This window comes from Candidatus Thiosymbion oneisti, from assembly GCF_004359955.1.
GTDB lineage: Bacteria > Pseudomonadota > Gammaproteobacteria > Chromatiales > Chromatiaceae > Thiosymbion > Thiosymbion oneisti.
The window spans coordinates 1-15,319 of the sequence record NZ_SMSC01000048.1; the positions used below are offsets into that span (position 1 = coordinate 1).

A 15,319-nucleotide genomic window follows, 5' to 3' on the forward strand; every position below is an offset into this window, starting at 1 on the left:
AGATGTAGGATGTGGTGAGCCGCCGGGCGCGGGACGCGCCCGGCGGCGAACCGCATCAATGGTGCTTAGAGGCTGTTTAAAAACTAACACAATGATTTTCGGCTGGCTCCCCATGCTCCAGCGTGGGAGTAGCCCCCGTAGGGCGGGATAGGCCAGGGATGGCCGCATCCCGCCGAGCAGTTGTCAGGGGGTAGAGGCGGCCCCCGTAGGGCGGGATAGGTCAGGGACGACCGCATCCCGCCTCCAATCTCCGGGAAGGATTGGCGCCCACAGTACCGGCAAGTAGGCTATGCTGGTCCCCCTGAGCACCGGGCTGGCGATAAACCGCTATGAGCATATTCAAAAACCCCTCGACCAGGCTTTCCCGGCTGTGGGCTCGGTTAGGTGAGAACGGCCCCTGGACCTGGATATTCTCGGGGGTTGGTGTGGCTGTACTCAGTGTTCTTTTCAACCAGTTCGTTATTGAGCAACATCCACCCGGACCTGCCCCGAATCCTGAGCCGGCTATCCGTACCAGTGGCAGCTGCAGCCCCGTCATTACCAATAGGCTCGGTGGAGTCGATGCCGTTATCGTCTGCTCCGAGCTCAGCGACCAGGCCGAGGCCGCACTGATCCGCGCCCTGGAGAGCAAAAGTGTCACCTTGGAAGACGCTCAGAAGGAAGTGGACAAGTGGATCAGCCGCTACGAGCGGTTAGTGGATGAACTGGCGGAGATCAACCAGGGCTTGGACGGCGATGATCCACTGCTGGAACAGGTGGAGGAGCTGGTTCGGGACGGCCAATTAGACCTGGCCGAACGGCTGTTTGACAGCGCCTTGACTAGTGAGAAAGCCGCCGTCGCTCGCTTCGCCGCCCACCGCTATGCCCGGGCCGGTGTCCGCACCCTGGATTTCGACCGCGAGGGCGCGCTTGAGGACCACCAGGCCGCGTACCATTAGGAACGGTGTACTAACAAGTGATCCATCTTTATATCGTTTTACGGTTTAGTCTGAACGCTTGTTGCAATGCTCCAATAGGACAGGATTCACGGGATTTTCAGGATTAACAGGATTTTTTATCCGCGGATTACGCAGATCGGAAACGAAATAATCCGTGAAAATCTGCGTAATCCGCGGACGAAAAGATGTTATTGGGTTATCTGTTTGCTACTAGGCGGACAGGTCCGCGCAGGGCGGGTAAGAGGCACGCTTCGTGGCCGAGTTGGCCTTGCGGGCGAGACGCCCGCGCTCCCAGACAGGTTGCCGCCCGACGGGGCACAGTCCGTTATCTTGCGTCGGGTTGCGGCGCGCCAATCACCGCAACCAACAGGACCACCACAGGCGCGCCTTACCCGACCTACGCGGGCTGTTTCTTCAACCAACCGCAATGAAAACGGAAATAATCCTGTTCATCCTGAAAATCCTGTTAATCCTGTACCATTAGACGAAAGCACGAACCACTCGGAATTGCTCGACCTTTCAACTTGTCCGGATCGTCTCTGTCGATTGTTTTTGAATTGGGTGCGGAGATCGCTCGTCGAGTAGATGTTTTACTTGTTTCTGAACCGTCACTTATCGGCCGGACGAGTCCAGATACGCCCTCGGCTATGCCGACGCCCTTTCCGACCTGCTGCGCTATGCCGAAGCCCTGGAGGTCCTGCAAGCCCTGTTGGAGACCAGCGGCCTCGACGACGAAACCCGGGCCCGCGTCTACCACCAAATCGGCATCGCCCAGTTCGGCCGAAGTTGGTTCCGTGCCGCTGCCGCTGCCTTTGGGCAAGCCATCGGGCTGATGGAAGCGCTGCGCAAGGCGTTGGGCGAGCGCTGGCCGCCCGGGATGCAGAACGACCTGGCCAAGGCCTACATGAACCGCGGCAACGCCCTGCAAGGCCAGCAGGATTATGCCGGGGCGGTGGCCACCTATGATGCGGCCATCGCGCTGATGGAAAGGCTGCGCACGGCGTTAGGCGAGCGCTGGTCGCCCAGGATGCAGAATGACCTATCGACCAGCTACTACAATCGAGCCTTGTTGCACAGTATCAGGGCCGATCTGGCAGCCGCCGCGGCGGATCTGGAACGGGCGGTCGATCTGGGGCGACAGGTGGCGATGGCGACGGGCAGTCCGGCCGCTATCGACCGTTTTCTGGACGCCGCGTACCTTCTTTTGCTCCTGCTCCTGTTAGAACATCAAACCGATGTGTCGCTAGCTGACCGGGCGGCGAGGCTGCTGGAGCAGCTCGATGCGCTGGGCGCCCGCTGGCCGCCGTCCCACTGGCCGGCGGGCCTGCGACCCAACCTGGAGCGGGTGCGGACCCTGGGCCAACGGCTGGTTGGTGATACTCCGGGTGCTCGGTGAGGTATCCCGGGGTCAGACAGCCGGAACGCCGGTAAAGGGATCATGGTTCCAATTGCCTGTCAGTGAGCGTGAGCCCAAAACGGCGGCTGTTTGTGAGCCAAGCCCTTACCGTCGGCAGGCCGCTACGGTTAGGGCAAAAATCCGAACGGCGTTGCGACAGCTTTTTTGATCCCTTCTCCCTAAGAGGCTGTCTAAAAACTAACCCATTGATTTTAAATCGGTAGGCTGGGGTGAGGAACGAACCCCAGCTTTGGTTATTGCTGGGTTTTGGCCGGTCCCTGGCCGCAACCCAGCCTACGGCCTACGGTCCCTTTTTAGACAGCCTCTAAGTGCCTCGGTGGGCTAACAGCCAACGCCTATCAGTACAGAGGAGCTAAGTCCGCTGGAGCGGACAAGACAGCGTTCCCACGCTGGAGCGTGGGAACGAGCGTAATTTACAGATTTTATGACCTAAAATCAGTATCTTAATTTTTAGACAGCCTCTTAATCGACGCTGGAGCGTCGGGATTTGCTCCCACGCTGGAGCCTGGGGAGCCAGCTGACACCCTCGGCGGGAGAGTGGGCGCAGCTCGTAGGTTGAGCAAAGCCGCTGGGAACGGTGGCGTGCCCGACGGCTCCGAGGGCATTTCCGGCAATTGATATTTCCGGTGATAATAGTTTCGGCTCCTGACCGGAAATATTCCTGAACGATGAATATCGACAGCCCCACATAGCCCCTGTCGGGGGCTTCCTTCAAGCTGCCTGCTATGCAGGTGGTTGATGACTCTTGTACAAAACGGACAACACTATGATCGAACGCATCGATGTGGGCGGCCTGCGCGTCGCCAAACCCCTCTATGACCTGGTGAAGGAAGAGATCGCCCCCGGTACCGGGGTGGATCCGGATCGGTTCTGGACTGCTTTCGGGGAGATCGTGCGCGAGCTCACGCCCCGCAACCGGGAGCTCTTGGCCAAACGTGACGCGCTCCAGGCCCGCATTGACGCGTGGCACCGGCAGCATCCGGGACCGGCGGCGGACCCCGGGGTCTACCGGGCCTTTCTGGAGGAGATCGGCTATTTGGTCCCCGAGGGTGAGGACTTCACAATCGGCACCGAGCATGTGGATGCGGAAATCGCCCGGATTGCGGGTCCCCAGCTGGTGGTCCCCGTGAACATCCCCCGGTATGCCCTGAACGCCGCCAATGCCCGCTGGGGCAGCCTGTACGACGCCCTCTATGGGACCGATGTCCTGCCCGAGAATGGCGGTGCGGAGCGCGGCAGCGCCTATAACCCGGTGCGCGGCGCCAAGGTGATCGAGTACGCCAACGGCTTTCTCGACCAGGCGGTCCCGCTCGCCGAGGGCCGTTATGCGGAGGTAACCGGCTACCGGGTGGCCGCGGGCCGACTGGTGGTCACCCTGGCGGGAGGTGGCGAGACCTCGCTTGCGGACGCCGGTGCCTTTGTCGGCTACCGCCAAGGCAATGGGCGCAATGGGCGCCTCGAGTCGGTCCTGCTGGTCCACAATGGTCTGCACATCGAAGTCCAAATCGACCCGACCCATCCGGTCGGCAAGGACAGCCCCGCGGGGGTGAAGGACGTGGTCCTGGAAGCGGCCGTTACCACGATCCAGGATTGCGAGGATTCGGTCGCCGCCGTGGACACCGAGGATAAGGTCGCGGTCTACCGCAATTGGCTGGGCCTCATGAAGGGTAACCTCAAGGCGAGCTTCCAAAAGGGCGGCAAATCCATCGAGCGGACGCTGGAGGCGGACCGCGACTTCACGGCGCCGGACGGCTCCAGGCTCACCCTGCCCGGACGCAGCCTGATGCTGGTGCGCAACGTGGGCCATCTCATGACCAATGACGCGGTGCTCACGGCTGCCGGCGAGGAGGTGTTCGAGGGTATGCTCGGTGCCATGGTGACCGTCCTGGCAGCCATGCACGACTTGCAGGGGCGCGGCACCTACAAGAACTCACGGACCGGGAGCATCTACATCGTCAAGCCCAAGATGCACGGCCCCGAAGAGGTCGCCCTGACGGTGGAGCTCTTCGCGCGGGTCGAGGACGCCCTGGGTCTCGCCCGCAACACCCTCAAGGTCGGCATCATGGACGAGGAACGGCGCACCACGGTCAATCTCAAGGAATGCATCCGGGTCGCCCGCGAGCGCGTCATCTTCATCAACACCGGGTTCCTGGACCGTACCGGCGACGAGATGCACACCGCCATGGAGGCGGGCCCCATGTTGCGCAAGGGGGATATGAAGACCAGCCCCTGGCTGCTCGCTTACGAGGACTGGAATGTGGACGTGGGCCTGGCCTGTGGTCTGCGTGGGCGGGCCCAGATCGGCAAGGGCATGTGGACCATGCCGGACGAGATGCGCGCCATGGTCCGGACCAAGCAGGTCCATCCCCAGGCCGGTGCGAGCTGCGCCTGGGTACCGTCCCCCACCGCGGCGACCCTGCATGCCATGCACTACCATCAGGTGGATGTGGCGGCACGCCAGAGGGAGCTGGTCGCCGGTGGTCGCCGTGCCGATCTGGATACCATCCTCCGGTTCCCGGTGGTCGCCAACCCGACCTGGACCCCGGTGGAGATCCAGCAGGAGTTGGACAACAATTGCCAGGGCATCCTGGGCTATGTCGTGCGCTGGATCGACCAGGGGATAGGCTGCTCCAAGGTACCGGATATCAGCGACATCGGCCTCATGGAGGATCGCGCCACCCTGCGCATCTCCAGCCAGCATGTTGCCAACTGGTTGCGCCACGGCATCGTGGACAAGGACCAGGTGATGGAGACCCTCAAGCGCATGGCCAAGGTGGTGGATGGTCAGAACGCGGCCGACCCCCGCTATCGGCCCATGGCACCGGGCTTTGACGGCATCGCCTTTCAGGCCGCCCTGGATCTGATCTTCAAGGGCTTGGAGGCCCCCAACGGCTATACCGAGCCCACGCTCCACGCCCGCCGGCGGGCACTCAAGGCGGCCCTTGGGATCGGCTAAGCTTCCGTGGCGAAATTCAACTTGCCATCCCTGGACGACTGGATTCCGGGGTTCCACCCGGAATGACGGTGAGGTGGAAGCCTGTCATTCCGGCAGGGAGTGCCGGAATCCAGGTGTTAGGGATGGTGAGTGGCGGGAACCCTCGCAGTAGCAATCGAAGCTAGTATCCCGTTTCATCAAAATTTTATGGTAAAACCAGTCCCTCTCATCTCGACCGGAGGGAGATATCTTCCAGCTTGGCAAAAGTTCCCAGCGCACAAGATCCCTCCTCCATCGGGACAAGGATTTCTCCCTTCGGTCGAAATGACAAACCAGAAAAATTGGATGGAATGACCTACTAGTACAGCAGTGCCCAATGCTGAGATTGCCCCCAAACTTGGGATCACTACTTTTGTAGATAAGTAAGGCAAAGTGAAGCGGAAAGGCGCAATGCTTTTTCTGGTCGGCTGGATGCCATTATTAGACCTGAACTATTGCTGAGACCGCAACTTATTATAGTCCTCATGTGAGCCTATCCAAAACCACAAAATACTATTTCCATTTCTTTGACCTACAGCACGATATCCTTTACCTATTCTTACAGAATAGATAGGAATGCTTGGATGTATCTGTTTAAGTCGCAAACTAGGATGCCAAGGATCCTCTTTAAATTGTCGATATGCCTTCGTGGCTTGATTCTGTATTTGTTTCGGCAGAACAGAAAATACTTTGCGGAACTGTTTGGTAGTTTTTGAATTCATAGTCTACCAAGATCAAGTTCCTGCGTTTTTCCTGCTCGATCTTCTTCCATTGCCTCTGATGCAAGTTTAGCGAGCATGTTTTGTGAATTGGCAAAAGCTTGGTCCCAACGAACCTCATCCTCAATTTCCTCTTCAGGAAGACTTCTAGCCTTCTTAACTGCTCGTTCTAATGACTGAGTCATATTCTTAGGTCTCCTGCTAGTAGTTTTGACTCTATCTGCTCCAACGTCAGCATCAGTGGCAGCCAAAAAATGCTTTTGTCACAGGTCGAGCGTATCGACAGCGGCGTCGATCGCCCGCACCCGATTGGTCTCGCTGACATAAGCTTCGACCCGTGGCGGCAGGAGGGCGGCCTGGCTACGGGCGTGGCCTTGTTTGTAACTCTTGCCATGAAGGTTGGCCCCTCGCAACTGACTCGACCGCCAGTTTACGCTCGCAACGACCAGCAACGAATACTTTCACAATCTCTCCAGCGTGGGAGCAAGCTTGTCCCGACGGAGGAGGGATCTTGACGTTCCAGCGTCGATTAAGCGCCTCGGTAGGCTAACCGCCAACGCCGATCAGCACAGAGGCGGTGCGTCCGCTGGGGCGGACAAGATGGCGTTCCCACGCTGGAGCCTGGGAACGAGCGCGAAATTTGCAGATTTTATGCTCTAAAATCAGTATCTTAATTTTTAGACAGCCTCTTAGACTCGCGCGACGATACCGATATAAGAAGCTGTCTGGTTAAAAGCAATCCTGAGTCGTTTGGCGCTGTTTGAGGGACCGGACGTGTTGCGTTACGACGCACAAAGGCGCGCTGGTCGACTGGGGTGCCGGTGCCCGCGTCTTAACGCAACCTACACCCGCATGATCTCCCGCGCTGCTGGCCCGCGTGGCCTCGCGTTAAGTGTAGGTTGGGTTAGGCGCACTGTTCGATCCCGAAGCCCAGTGACAGGACCGAACGCGCCGTAACCCAACACGCCGGACTGGTCCCGACGCAGGAGAGATCTCTTCCCACAACCAACGCCAAGTAACCCAGGACCACGCCCGGACCGGCACGGCGCCGAACGCGGCGTAACGCAACCCGACGCTGGGATCCGTTTTAACCAGGCAGCTTCATAAGATTGGCCCATGAGTCACGATCAAAATTTCAAGAACCTGATCCTGGATTATCCGCACCAGGCCTTGGCCTTTTTTGCGGCCGAAGAGGCCGCAGACCAACTCTCCGGCGCCGAGGTGCTACCGATACGCCAGGAACAACTCAAGGACCGGCTCGGCGATCGTTTCCGGGAGCTTGATGTTCCCCTGCTGGTCCGATGGCCCGATGGTCGGCGCGAGGCCCTGTTGTTTGTCCTCGAAGAAGAGAGCGACCCACGGCGTTTCTCTATACACCGGCTGGCGTACTATTGCCTGAATCTCGGAGAGCTGTTCAAAACCGACCGGGTGGTGCCGGTGGTGATCTTCCTGCACGGACAGGCGCCCCGGCGGGAGCTGGTACTCGGCACCGAGCGGCGCACCTATCTGAGCTTCAACTTTATCGCCTGTGAGCTGGCCGCCATTGCCTACGAAGGCTTTCGCGACAGCGACAACATCGTCGCGCGGCTCAATCTGCCCAACATGCGCTATGCGCCGGGGCATAAGATCGATGCCTACGCCCATGCCGTGAGGGGGCTGGTAGATCTCGAAGAGGATCCGGAGAAGCGGCTGAAATATATCGACTTTATCGACATCTATGCGGACCTGGACGACAATGAACGGGTCAGGTACGAGCGAGACTATCCCCAAGAGGCCGAGATCATGACGGGTTTTGCCGAACGGTTCATCGAGCAGGGCAGGCAACAAGGTAGGTTGGAAGGCAGGCAGCAAGGCAGGCAGCAAGGCAGACTGGAAGGTCGCCAAGAAGGCAAGCTGGAAGGCAAGCTGGAAGGCAAGCTGGAAGGCAAGCAAGAAGGTCAAGCTGCGATCCTGCTGCGGCTACTGCAGCTGAAATTCGGGAGCGTGTCCGAGGCGGTGCGTCGAAAAATCGAGCATGCCGATCCGCAGACGCTACTGGTGTGGTCAGAGCGGGTATTGACCGCCACCGACATCGAGCAAGTCATCGGCGATTAAAGGATACCTTTCCGGAGGCATCGGAAATGTCGAAGCCAACACCACCGGACCGTCCCCAAACGGGCAAGACCATAGATACCGATCGCCTGGACCGGGTCGTCGTCGCCGCGCGTCGCGCTCGGGACGAGCGCGAGCAGGGCTATCGGGAGCAGGCACTCAAACTCTATCCCTGGGTCTGCGGTCGCTGCGGCCGCACCTTCAACCACGCGAACCTGCGCGAGCTGACCGTCCATCACCGGGACCATAATCACGACAACAACCCCTCCGACGGAAGCAACTGGGAGCTGCTTTGTCTGTACTGCCACGATAACGAGCACCAACGCTACGAGGAGCACATCGCCGCTAGCAGTAAAGGCGCCGGACAGGAAGCAAGCAGCCAGACCACCCACCGACCATTCGAGGGGTTGGAAGCATTGCTGAAAAGAGGAAAATGACCGTGACCGTCACGAGATTTTCGGAGCCGCGGAAATAAAGCATTAGTCAGCCACGTGCGGTTTCTGCCTCGTTTCCATCCGCGTTTTCTCCATCTCTTTGTAAATAATAGAGTTTTCTAATATTATCTCGGCAGCCTTTTTATTGCCAACAGCGTTCCAATGAAAATCACAGGTATGAAAAAATCTTCCCCAATCCTTCTCTGCTTCAAACATAAACGGCAGAAGATCGAGATACTCAAACCCGATTTCCTTAGAAAGTGCTTCTAACTCAATATGTAAAGGAGGTGGCGACGGATTATCCCGATATCTTAGAAAATCCCTGTAGACGGGTATCGTAAAAAGCACAACACTTTTTCCTGTATCACTTGCCAATCCAACTATTTTTTCAATCGAGAAACGCGCCCGCATAAATTGGTGCCTTTTATAATCATAATAATCGGAATAAACGGTATAAGTTCCTTTTTTACTGCTATCTTTATTCTCCTCGATCGCTCTTTTATACGATAACATCCCTTTTATATAAGAAAGGGTATTGTAGGTAAAAGTATATTCGCGTAAAAAAGATTTTATCTTACCCCAAAAATCCCGATTGATCACAGATTCCAGACTAGGACGATTCCCCAAATATGTAATTTTATAATCCGGATAATTCCCGACATAATAAGGTCGGTAACGATCACGAAAAGCTCGCTTTCCAATATCAATATCATCATTGATAAAATCATTGTCCGGTAACATGCCGATTAGGACAACGTCATGCTCAAAATCTATCGCTAATGTTTCGTAAAGCAGGGCCTCTTGGGTCAAGCCAAAGTGCCCTGACGTACCGAAATTCAAGTGTTCCATTCCCGTAGCTCTCTCTAATATATCAGACAGCCGTTTGTCGGCATCTAATCCATATCCTTCCACAAAGGAATCACCGATCACAACCGCCCGTGGTTCTTTCGAATTTTTTGTTCTTTCCTTATCCCTAGCTCCATATGAATTGAAGTAATACTTAACGGAAAAACATTGCCTTCTATGAATAAAGGAAGAATTCGGTTTGTGCCATACCCCGAAATGCTTGTCTAAATCAAAATGAAACCCTTCTCTATTTCCCCATGAATAAGTGGGGAATAGAGTTGGAATATTGCCGTATTTAGCTAAAAAATATAAGCCCAGCTCCAACAACACAAAACAAATGCAGAGTACGATCACCCACGGATAGACCCTTCTCAACACCGAATTCTCCCATTTGGTCTGTGGGGTTCCGGGCGTGATCAGGCAATGCTCGATGCGATTGCCTGCCTGGTGGCAGACAGGTAGGAGCACCTGCCGGCCGGCAGGGATCCGATCGCAGGCAGACAGGAGCCGGGCAGGCGACACTCGCCGGTAGCGCAGAAGCGATCGGTGAACGCCTGCCGTTACCTGCCTGGCGGCCTGTCCGATACACCAGGCAGATACCCAGCGACCGGAGGGACACCCCAAGCTGTATGGCGGCCCTTCATGCCGCGACCCATCAGTCCGTGAAGAACTGTTGCTCCATCTTCACGATAAAGGTCTCGCTGGTTCCCTCGGGTGTCACCTCAATGACGAAGTTGACCTTTTCCTGGTTCCGGATTGGAAACTCGCCGATATAGTAAACCGCACCCTGCTCCTTGATCTCGCGCACGGAAAGAGGCGCGCTTTGGCCGGTCAAGGCCAGGGTCTTGACTTCGACACGACCCGGTACCGGCGTACCTGTGGTCCCCTCCTGCACCTTGATCACGCTGACGTTCAGCATGCCCCGGTATTTGCTGCGCTGGATGCCGTAGGCCTTGGCTACCTCGGGTGTGAGGGTAGAGGTCGTAAAGGCATTGTAATGGACGGTGAAGTCGCCGACGGTCGTGCTGTTTTCGGCCACCGCGGAAAAGGGTGCCAATAGCATAACGGTCAGCAGCAAGGGGACATATTGAAGACGTTTCACTTAAGATTCCTCGATTGTCTATTGAACGCATGGAGAGGCTACACGAATCGTGACCGGATGGGCGAGTTTTTTGCTCCGCTTTCAAAACGGATTTCCGGTCACCAGGTTCAACGGCGGAATCAACAGCATCTTCAGCAAAACCAGGCCGATCACTACCAGCACGGGCGAGAGGTCCAGTCCCCCGGTGGGCGGTAGCAGGCGGCGCGCCGGACGCATAATGGGCTCCGTCAAGCTGTCGAGCAGGCTTGTCAATGGATGCGAGTGATGCGGGTCCGGATTGAGCCAGCTCATGATGACTCGGACGATAATGATAAAAAGGAAGATGTCGATCATGAGATCGACCAGCTCGGGCAGCGCCCAGGCCGGTGCCCCCAGCGGATTGGCCCCAGGATGCAAGATCAGGGCCACGATTCCCAACTCGAGGCCCTTGACCAGCCAGGCCAGCACCAGGGCCGCCAAGTCCAGGCCCGCGGAGCCGGGAATCAGCCGCCGGAGGGGACGCAGGGCCGGGGTCGTCACCTTGACCACGAATTGGGAAACCGGATTGTAGAAGTCCGCTCGTAGCCATTGCAGGAGGAACCGTAACAGGACTACCGCCGTGAACAGACCGAGCAGGGTCTGGATCAGGAACACGATCGGGTTGGTGAAATAGGCGCTGGTCATGGGGGATCCGTAAGCAGGCGCGATAGTTCTTCGGAACGCTCACACGCGGCGTTGACCGCCCGCGTAACCAGGGTTCGGATACCGCCGGCTTCCAGGATATCCAGGGCCCGCTCCGTGGTGCCACCGGGGGAGGTGACCCGCTCACGCAGTGCGTGGGGCGAGTCGTCGCTCTCCATCGCCATGCGGGCGGCACCCAGCGCAGTCTGAATCGTGAGCAGCCGGGCGTTCTCCGACTCCAAGCCGAGCCCTATGCCTGCCTGCTCGAGGATCTCCATCAATAGGAAAAAGTAGGCGGGACCACTACCGGACAAGGCGGTGACCGCATCCATCTGGGTTTCCTGGTCCACCCATCGGGTCAGGCCACCGGCGCGCAGCACCGTCTCCGCCTGATTACGCTGCGCCGGTGAAGTCTCCGGCGTGGCATGCAGGACGATGGCGCCGGCCTGGATCATTGCCGGGGTGTTGGGCATGGCCCGTACCAGGGAGATGCCGCCGCCGAGCCATTCCCGGATGCTTTGCTCGCGGATTCCGGCCATTACCGAGACGAACAGCGGCCGCGGTTGCCCCAGGGTCGGGGACAGCTCCCGGCACACCCGGCGGGCCAGTTGCGGCTTGACACTCAGGACCACGAGATCGGCGCCGTCCACCGCCTCGGCATTGTCCCCCGTGGTCCTCACACCGAAACGGGCAGCCAATACATCGCGCTTGGACGCATCGGGATCACCCACCACCAGCCTCCGGGAATCGTACCTATCGGTCAGGAGACCGGCAATGAGGCTAGCAGCCATATTGCCGCCGCCGATAAAAGCGATCGTCTCTTTGAGCATAGGCATGAATCCAAATGTCGCCCTGGCCTGGCGACGAATCATACGCTAAACGGCGTCGACGCGAAGGCACGGAGTCAGCGATCTTGAATGATTTGGCGTTGTCCGGAGGGAAAAGATCCCTCCTGCTATGGTGCCGGGGTAGCTGGAAGCGGTTATAATTTTTTACTCGCTGCGACTATCACCAGGACCGCGGCAACCCGGAGAGGTGCCGGAGCGGTTGAACGGGCTTGACTCGAAATCAAGTGAAGGCGTCAGCCTTCCGTGGGTTCGAATCCCACCCTCTCCGCCAATTAATCCAGATAACTATCTGAAAATAATTACGAAAAAGGAACAACCGCAGCGGGTGGAGACCGCATATGATCAAGATCCTTCTGGTCGACGATCACGAGCTGGTGCGAACAGGTATCCGCCATATCTTAAAGGAAGTTGGGGACATGGATGTCGTGGGCGAGGCGGCGGATGGGGATTCTGCCCTGAGGGTAGCGAGTAAAATCGCTCCGGACGTGGTTCTAATGGACATCAAGATGCCGGGGATGGGCGGTATCGAAGCGACCCGGCGTATGGTCCGCCTGGTTCCGAATACCAGGGTGATTGCGCTCACGATGCTCGACGATGACCCCTTCCCGGCGCGTCTCAACGAGGCCGGCGCGACGGGCTACCTCACCAAGGGTTGCCCCGCCAAGGAGATGATCGAGGCAGTGCGTGCGGTCAGTAGCGGTTTTCCGTATGTGTCCGCGAGCATTGCCCGCAAGCACATGCTGGCGGGCTGGCAAGGTGTCGCCTCGACCCCGTTCGAGGAGTTGTCTTCCCGCGAGATGCAGATCGCCATGCTGATCATCGACGGTCGGCGGACCATGGAGATCTCCAACAGCCTTTCCTTGAGCCCGAAAACGGTCAGCACCTACCGCCGGCGCGTTTATGAGAAGCTACAGGTGAAGACGGATGCGGAGCTGACGCGCCTGGCCTTTCGCCATGATCTGATCTAAGGAGAATTCCTGAGCGGTCCGTATCCTCCGGACGGGGTCCAACCGCGAGCCTGCGTCGTAAGCGTTGCAGCCTGGTTTCGGTTGGACCCGCGGGCATTTTTTGCCGGATGCCAATGGATAACCGATGGCGATATCCGATCCGCGCCGGATCCTGAAGCAGATTCCGCCGCGTCCGGGCGTCTACCGGATGCTGGACGAGTCGGGCACCGTCCTGTATGTCGGCAAGGCCAAAGACCTCAAGCGTCGGGTAGCAAGCTACTTTTCCCGCGCACTGAACCGGCGCCTCCAGGCGGTGGTCGCGCAGGTCGCGGACATCGAGTTCACCGTAACCCGCACCGAAGGCGAGGCCCTGCTGCTCGAGAGCAACCTCATCAAGTCCCTCCAGCCGCGTTACAACGTCTTGCTCAGGGACGACAAGAGCTATCCCTACATTCGGCTGACGGTCCGCGACGGGTTCCCAAGGTTGGCCTTCTACCGCGGCCCACGCAAAGGCGGCGACCGCTTCTTCGGACCCTACCCAAGCGCCTGGGCGGTACGCGAGACCATGCAGCTGCTGCAGAAGCTGTTTCCCGTCCGCCAATGTGAGGACAGCTTCTTCCGCAACCGCTCCCGGCCCTGTCTGCAGTATCAGATCAAGCGCTGCAGCGGCCCGTGCGTCGGCCTGGTGACCGCGGAAGACTACGCGGATGACGTGGACCACACCATCAAGTTTCTGGAAGGACGCACCGATGAGGTGGTGGAGGAACTCGCGGAGCGCATGGAACAGGTGTCTGAGTCCCTGGCGTTCGAACGGGCGGCGGTGTTGCGCGACCAGATCGCGACCCTGCGCCGCATCCAGCAGCGCCAGTTCGTGAGTGGGAAGGGCGGGGACCTAGACCTGGTTGCCTGTGTGCAGGAGGGGGGGCTCGCCTGCGTCCAGGTCTTCTTTATCCGCTCCGGTCGCAACCTGGGCAACAAGACCTTCTTTCCCAAGACGCCGGAAGGGGTGGACCGCTCCGGCGTGATTGCGGCCTTTCTCGCCCAGTTCTATGCCGATAAGGAGATCCCGCCGCAGATTCTGGTGAGTCCGGACCCGGAAGATAAGGACCTGCTGGAGAGCGCTTTCAGCGAGCGGTCCGGGCGGCGGGTGGCGCTCAAGGCACGGGTACGCTCGGAGCGGGCGCGGTGGCTGGAGATGGCGCGCGGCAACGCGACCTTGGCGCTCCAATCCCGGCTCGGCAGCCAGGCCGGCTACACGCAACGCCTCGAGGCCCTGCGTGAGGCCTTGGCCCTCGAGGAGCTACCGGAGCGCATGGAGTGCTTCGACGTCAGCCATACCGGAGGCGAGCGCACCGTGGCCTCCTGCGTAGTGTTCGACCGGGAGGGGCCGTGCCAGTCGCACTACCGGCGCTTCAATATCGAAGGGGTTACACCGGGCGACGACTATGCCGCCATGCATCAGGCCCTGATCCGTCGCTACACCAGGATCAAACAAGGGGAGTATCCGCGTCCGGATCTGTTGTTCATCGATGGCGGGCGCGGTCAATTAGGCACCGTCCAGGAGGCCCTCCAGGAGTTGGCGGTCTCGGGCGTCACCCTGGTCGGCGTTGCCAAGGGCCCGGATCGCAGGCCCGGCACCGAACAGCTCTGGCCGGCCGGCCGGAGCACGGCCCTTATCCTCCCGGCGGACTCGCCGGCGATGCATCTGGTGCTACAGATCCGGGACGAAGCGCACCGGTTCGCCGTTATCGGACACCGCCGGCGGCGCGCCAAGGCCCGTACCAGATCCGTTCTGGAGGAGATTCCCGGCCTGGGGCCCAAGCGTCGTCAGCGTCTGCTGCATCAGCTCGGCGGTCTTCAAGGTCTGGCCCGGGCCGCGGTGGAGGACATCGCCCGAATCGAAGGTATCAGCCACGCCCTGGCACAACGGATCTACGGTGCCTTTCATCAGTCCCGCCCGGATACCTGAGTGCATTCAGCCGCCAGCGTGCGACCGGGCCTGAGAGGCTGTCTAAAAACTAACCCATTGATTTTAAGCCGGTAGGCTGGGTCGAGGGACGAGACCTAAGCAACCAGGCTTGCTCGTAAACGCTGGGTTTCGTTCCTCAACCCAGCCTACTCCAGACTATGGCCTACGGCCTTTTTTTAGACAGCCTCTCACCCAGTACGGACCCGCCTGTCTCACCGGATCGGTTGACGGCATCTCAGTTTTCAACTCGGTGAATCTTGGCTCGGGATCTCAATCCAGCTGGAATACCGCCTTTACCTCGGGGGCCTCGACCAGCCTGCGGATACCTCGGCAAAGGATTCCAACCTTGGCAATGAACTATTTATAGACATAGC

At 58.8% G+C, this 15,319-nt stretch carries 14 protein-coding genes and 1 tRNA gene; 8 read left to right on the plus strand and 7 right to left on the minus strand.

Going from position 1 to position 15,319, the window contains the following annotated elements; all coding sequences use genetic code 11:
• The first annotated feature begins 329 nt into the window (after nucleotides 1–329).
• From E1958_RS18625 to E1958_RS18635, 3 genes are all read left to right on the plus strand, one after another.
• Entirely contained in the window at nucleotides 330–938 is a 609-nt protein-coding gene (locus E1958_RS18625) for a hypothetical protein (protein ID WP_133513204.1), read from the plus strand.
• Nucleotides 939–1,647: 709 nt separating this feature from the next.
• Nucleotides 1,648–2,334 carry a tetratricopeptide repeat protein gene (locus tag E1958_RS18630; RefSeq protein WP_133513205.1) on the plus strand — a complete coding sequence of 229 codons (687 nt, stop codon included), beginning with the start codon at nucleotides 1,648–1,650 and terminating at the stop codon, nucleotides 2,332–2,334.
• Between the two features lie 787 nt (nucleotides 2,335–3,121).
• Entirely contained in the window at nucleotides 3,122–5,311 is a 2,190-nt protein-coding gene (locus E1958_RS18635) for a malate synthase G (RefSeq protein WP_133513206.1), read from the plus strand.
• 470 nt (nucleotides 5,312–5,781) lie between these two features.
• Here the strand turns inward: E1958_RS18635 and E1958_RS22195 are convergent, their stop codons facing one another.
• The 3 genes from E1958_RS22195 to E1958_RS20565 all read right to left on the minus strand — a co-directional run bounded on the left by E1958_RS22195 (nucleotide 5,782) and on the right by E1958_RS20565 (nucleotide 6,461).
• Nucleotides 5,782–6,051 (minus strand): type II toxin-antitoxin system RelE family toxin, encoded by a 270-nt coding sequence (locus tag E1958_RS22195; RefSeq protein WP_089726615.1) that lies wholly within the window; start codon nucleotides 6,049–6,051, stop codon nucleotides 5,782–5,784.
• The gene (locus tag E1958_RS18645; RefSeq protein ID WP_133513207.1) at nucleotides 6,048–6,233 is read right to left on the minus strand and encodes a hypothetical protein; all 186 of its coding nucleotides are present in this window, start codon (nucleotides 6,231–6,233) and stop codon (nucleotides 6,048–6,050) included. The genes E1958_RS22195 and E1958_RS18645 overlap by 4 nt, the downstream gene beginning before the upstream one ends.
• Nucleotides 6,234–6,311: 78 nt before the next feature.
• Entirely contained in the window at nucleotides 6,312–6,461 is a 150-nt protein-coding gene (locus E1958_RS20565) for a hypothetical protein (protein ID WP_165742141.1), read from the minus strand.
• Between the two features lie 703 nt (nucleotides 6,462–7,164).
• Between E1958_RS20565 and E1958_RS18650 the strand changes: the two genes are divergently transcribed.
• Both E1958_RS18650 and E1958_RS18655 read left to right on the plus strand, forming a co-directional pair.
• Nucleotides 7,165–8,142: an RpnC/YadD family protein gene (locus E1958_RS18650; protein ID WP_133513208.1), complete on the plus strand. Its 978-nt coding sequence runs from the start codon at nucleotides 7,165–7,167 to the stop codon at nucleotides 8,140–8,142.
• 26 nt (nucleotides 8,143–8,168) lie between these two features.
• Complete coding sequence (locus tag E1958_RS18655; RefSeq protein WP_133513209.1) at nucleotides 8,169–8,576, plus strand: YajD family HNH nuclease; 408 nt, start codon at nucleotides 8,169–8,171, stop codon at nucleotides 8,574–8,576.
• 42 nt (nucleotides 8,577–8,618) lie between these two features.
• Here the strand turns inward: E1958_RS18655 and E1958_RS18660 are convergent, their stop codons facing one another.
• From E1958_RS18660 to proC, 4 genes are all read right to left on the minus strand, one after another.
• Nucleotides 8,619–9,797 carry an alginate O-acetyltransferase AlgX-related protein gene (locus tag E1958_RS18660; protein ID WP_133513210.1) on the minus strand — a complete coding sequence of 393 codons (1,179 nt, stop codon included), beginning with the start codon at nucleotides 9,795–9,797 and terminating at the stop codon, nucleotides 8,619–8,621.
• A 277-nt stretch (nucleotides 9,798–10,074) separates the two neighbouring features.
• Nucleotides 10,075–10,521 carry a DUF4426 domain-containing protein gene (locus tag E1958_RS18665; RefSeq protein ID WP_207787873.1) on the minus strand — a complete coding sequence of 149 codons (447 nt, stop codon included), beginning with the start codon at nucleotides 10,519–10,521 and terminating at the stop codon, nucleotides 10,075–10,077.
• Between the two features lie 81 nt (nucleotides 10,522–10,602).
• Nucleotides 10,603–11,184 (minus strand): YggT family protein, encoded by a 582-nt coding sequence (locus E1958_RS18670; RefSeq protein WP_133513211.1) that lies wholly within the window; start codon nucleotides 11,182–11,184, stop codon nucleotides 10,603–10,605.
• Complete coding sequence (gene proC, locus E1958_RS18675; RefSeq protein ID WP_133513212.1) at nucleotides 11,181–12,011, minus strand: pyrroline-5-carboxylate reductase; 831 nt, start codon at nucleotides 12,009–12,011, stop codon at nucleotides 11,181–11,183. Before proC ends, E1958_RS18670 begins: the two co-directional genes overlap by 4 nt.
• A 199-nt stretch (nucleotides 12,012–12,210) precedes the next feature.
• On the opposite strand from proC, the gene E1958_RS18680 reads away from it, so the two are divergent.
• The 3 genes from E1958_RS18680 to uvrC all read left to right on the plus strand — a co-directional run bounded on the left by E1958_RS18680 (nucleotide 12,211) and on the right by uvrC (nucleotide 14,945).
• Nucleotides 12,211–12,300, plus strand: a tRNA-Ser gene (locus E1958_RS18680).
• Between the two features lie 67 nt (nucleotides 12,301–12,367).
• The gene (locus E1958_RS18685; protein ID WP_133513213.1) at nucleotides 12,368–12,997 is read left to right on the plus strand and encodes a response regulator; all 630 of its coding nucleotides are present in this window, start codon (nucleotides 12,368–12,370) and stop codon (nucleotides 12,995–12,997) included.
• Between the two features lie 124 nt (nucleotides 12,998–13,121).
• Nucleotides 13,122–14,945 carry an excinuclease ABC subunit UvrC gene (uvrC, locus tag E1958_RS18690; RefSeq protein WP_133513214.1) on the plus strand — a complete coding sequence of 608 codons (1,824 nt, stop codon included), beginning with the start codon at nucleotides 13,122–13,124 and terminating at the stop codon, nucleotides 14,943–14,945.
• Nucleotides 14,946–15,319 lie beyond the last annotated feature (374 nt).

What these genes read in the sequence shown, in the direction of transcription:
- E1958_RS18645 (WP_133513207.1), bottom strand. Translation starts at nt 6,233, where the DNA reads ATGACTCAGTCATTAGAACGAGCAGTTAAGAAGGCTAGAAGTCTTCCT.
- proC (WP_133513212.1), bottom strand. Translation starts at nt 12,011, where the DNA reads ATGCTCAAAGAGACGATCGCTTTTATCGGCGGCGGCAATATGGCTGCT.
- E1958_RS18650 (WP_133513208.1), top strand. Translation starts at nt 7,165, where the DNA reads ATGAGTCACGATCAAAATTTCAAGAACCTGATCCTGGATTATCCGCAC.
- uvrC (WP_133513214.1), top strand. Translation starts at nt 13,122, where the DNA reads ATGGCGATATCCGATCCGCGCCGGATCCTGAAGCAGATTCCGCCGCGT.
- E1958_RS22195 (WP_089726615.1), bottom strand. Translation starts at nt 6,051, where the DNA reads ATGAATTCAAAAACTACCAAACAGTTCCGCAAAGTATTTTCTGTTCTG.
- E1958_RS18685 (WP_133513213.1), top strand. Translation starts at nt 12,368, where the DNA reads ATGATCAAGATCCTTCTGGTCGACGATCACGAGCTGGTGCGAACAGGT.
- E1958_RS18625 (WP_133513204.1), top strand. Translation starts at nt 330, where the DNA reads ATGAGCATATTCAAAAACCCCTCGACCAGGCTTTCCCGGCTGTGGGCT.
- E1958_RS18670 (WP_133513211.1), bottom strand. Translation starts at nt 11,184, where the DNA reads ATGACCAGCGCCTATTTCACCAACCCGATCGTGTTCCTGATCCAGACC.
- E1958_RS18655 (WP_133513209.1), top strand. Translation starts at nt 8,169, where the DNA reads ATGTCGAAGCCAACACCACCGGACCGTCCCCAAACGGGCAAGACCATA.
- E1958_RS18635 (WP_133513206.1), top strand. Translation starts at nt 3,122, where the DNA reads ATGATCGAACGCATCGATGTGGGCGGCCTGCGCGTCGCCAAACCCCTC.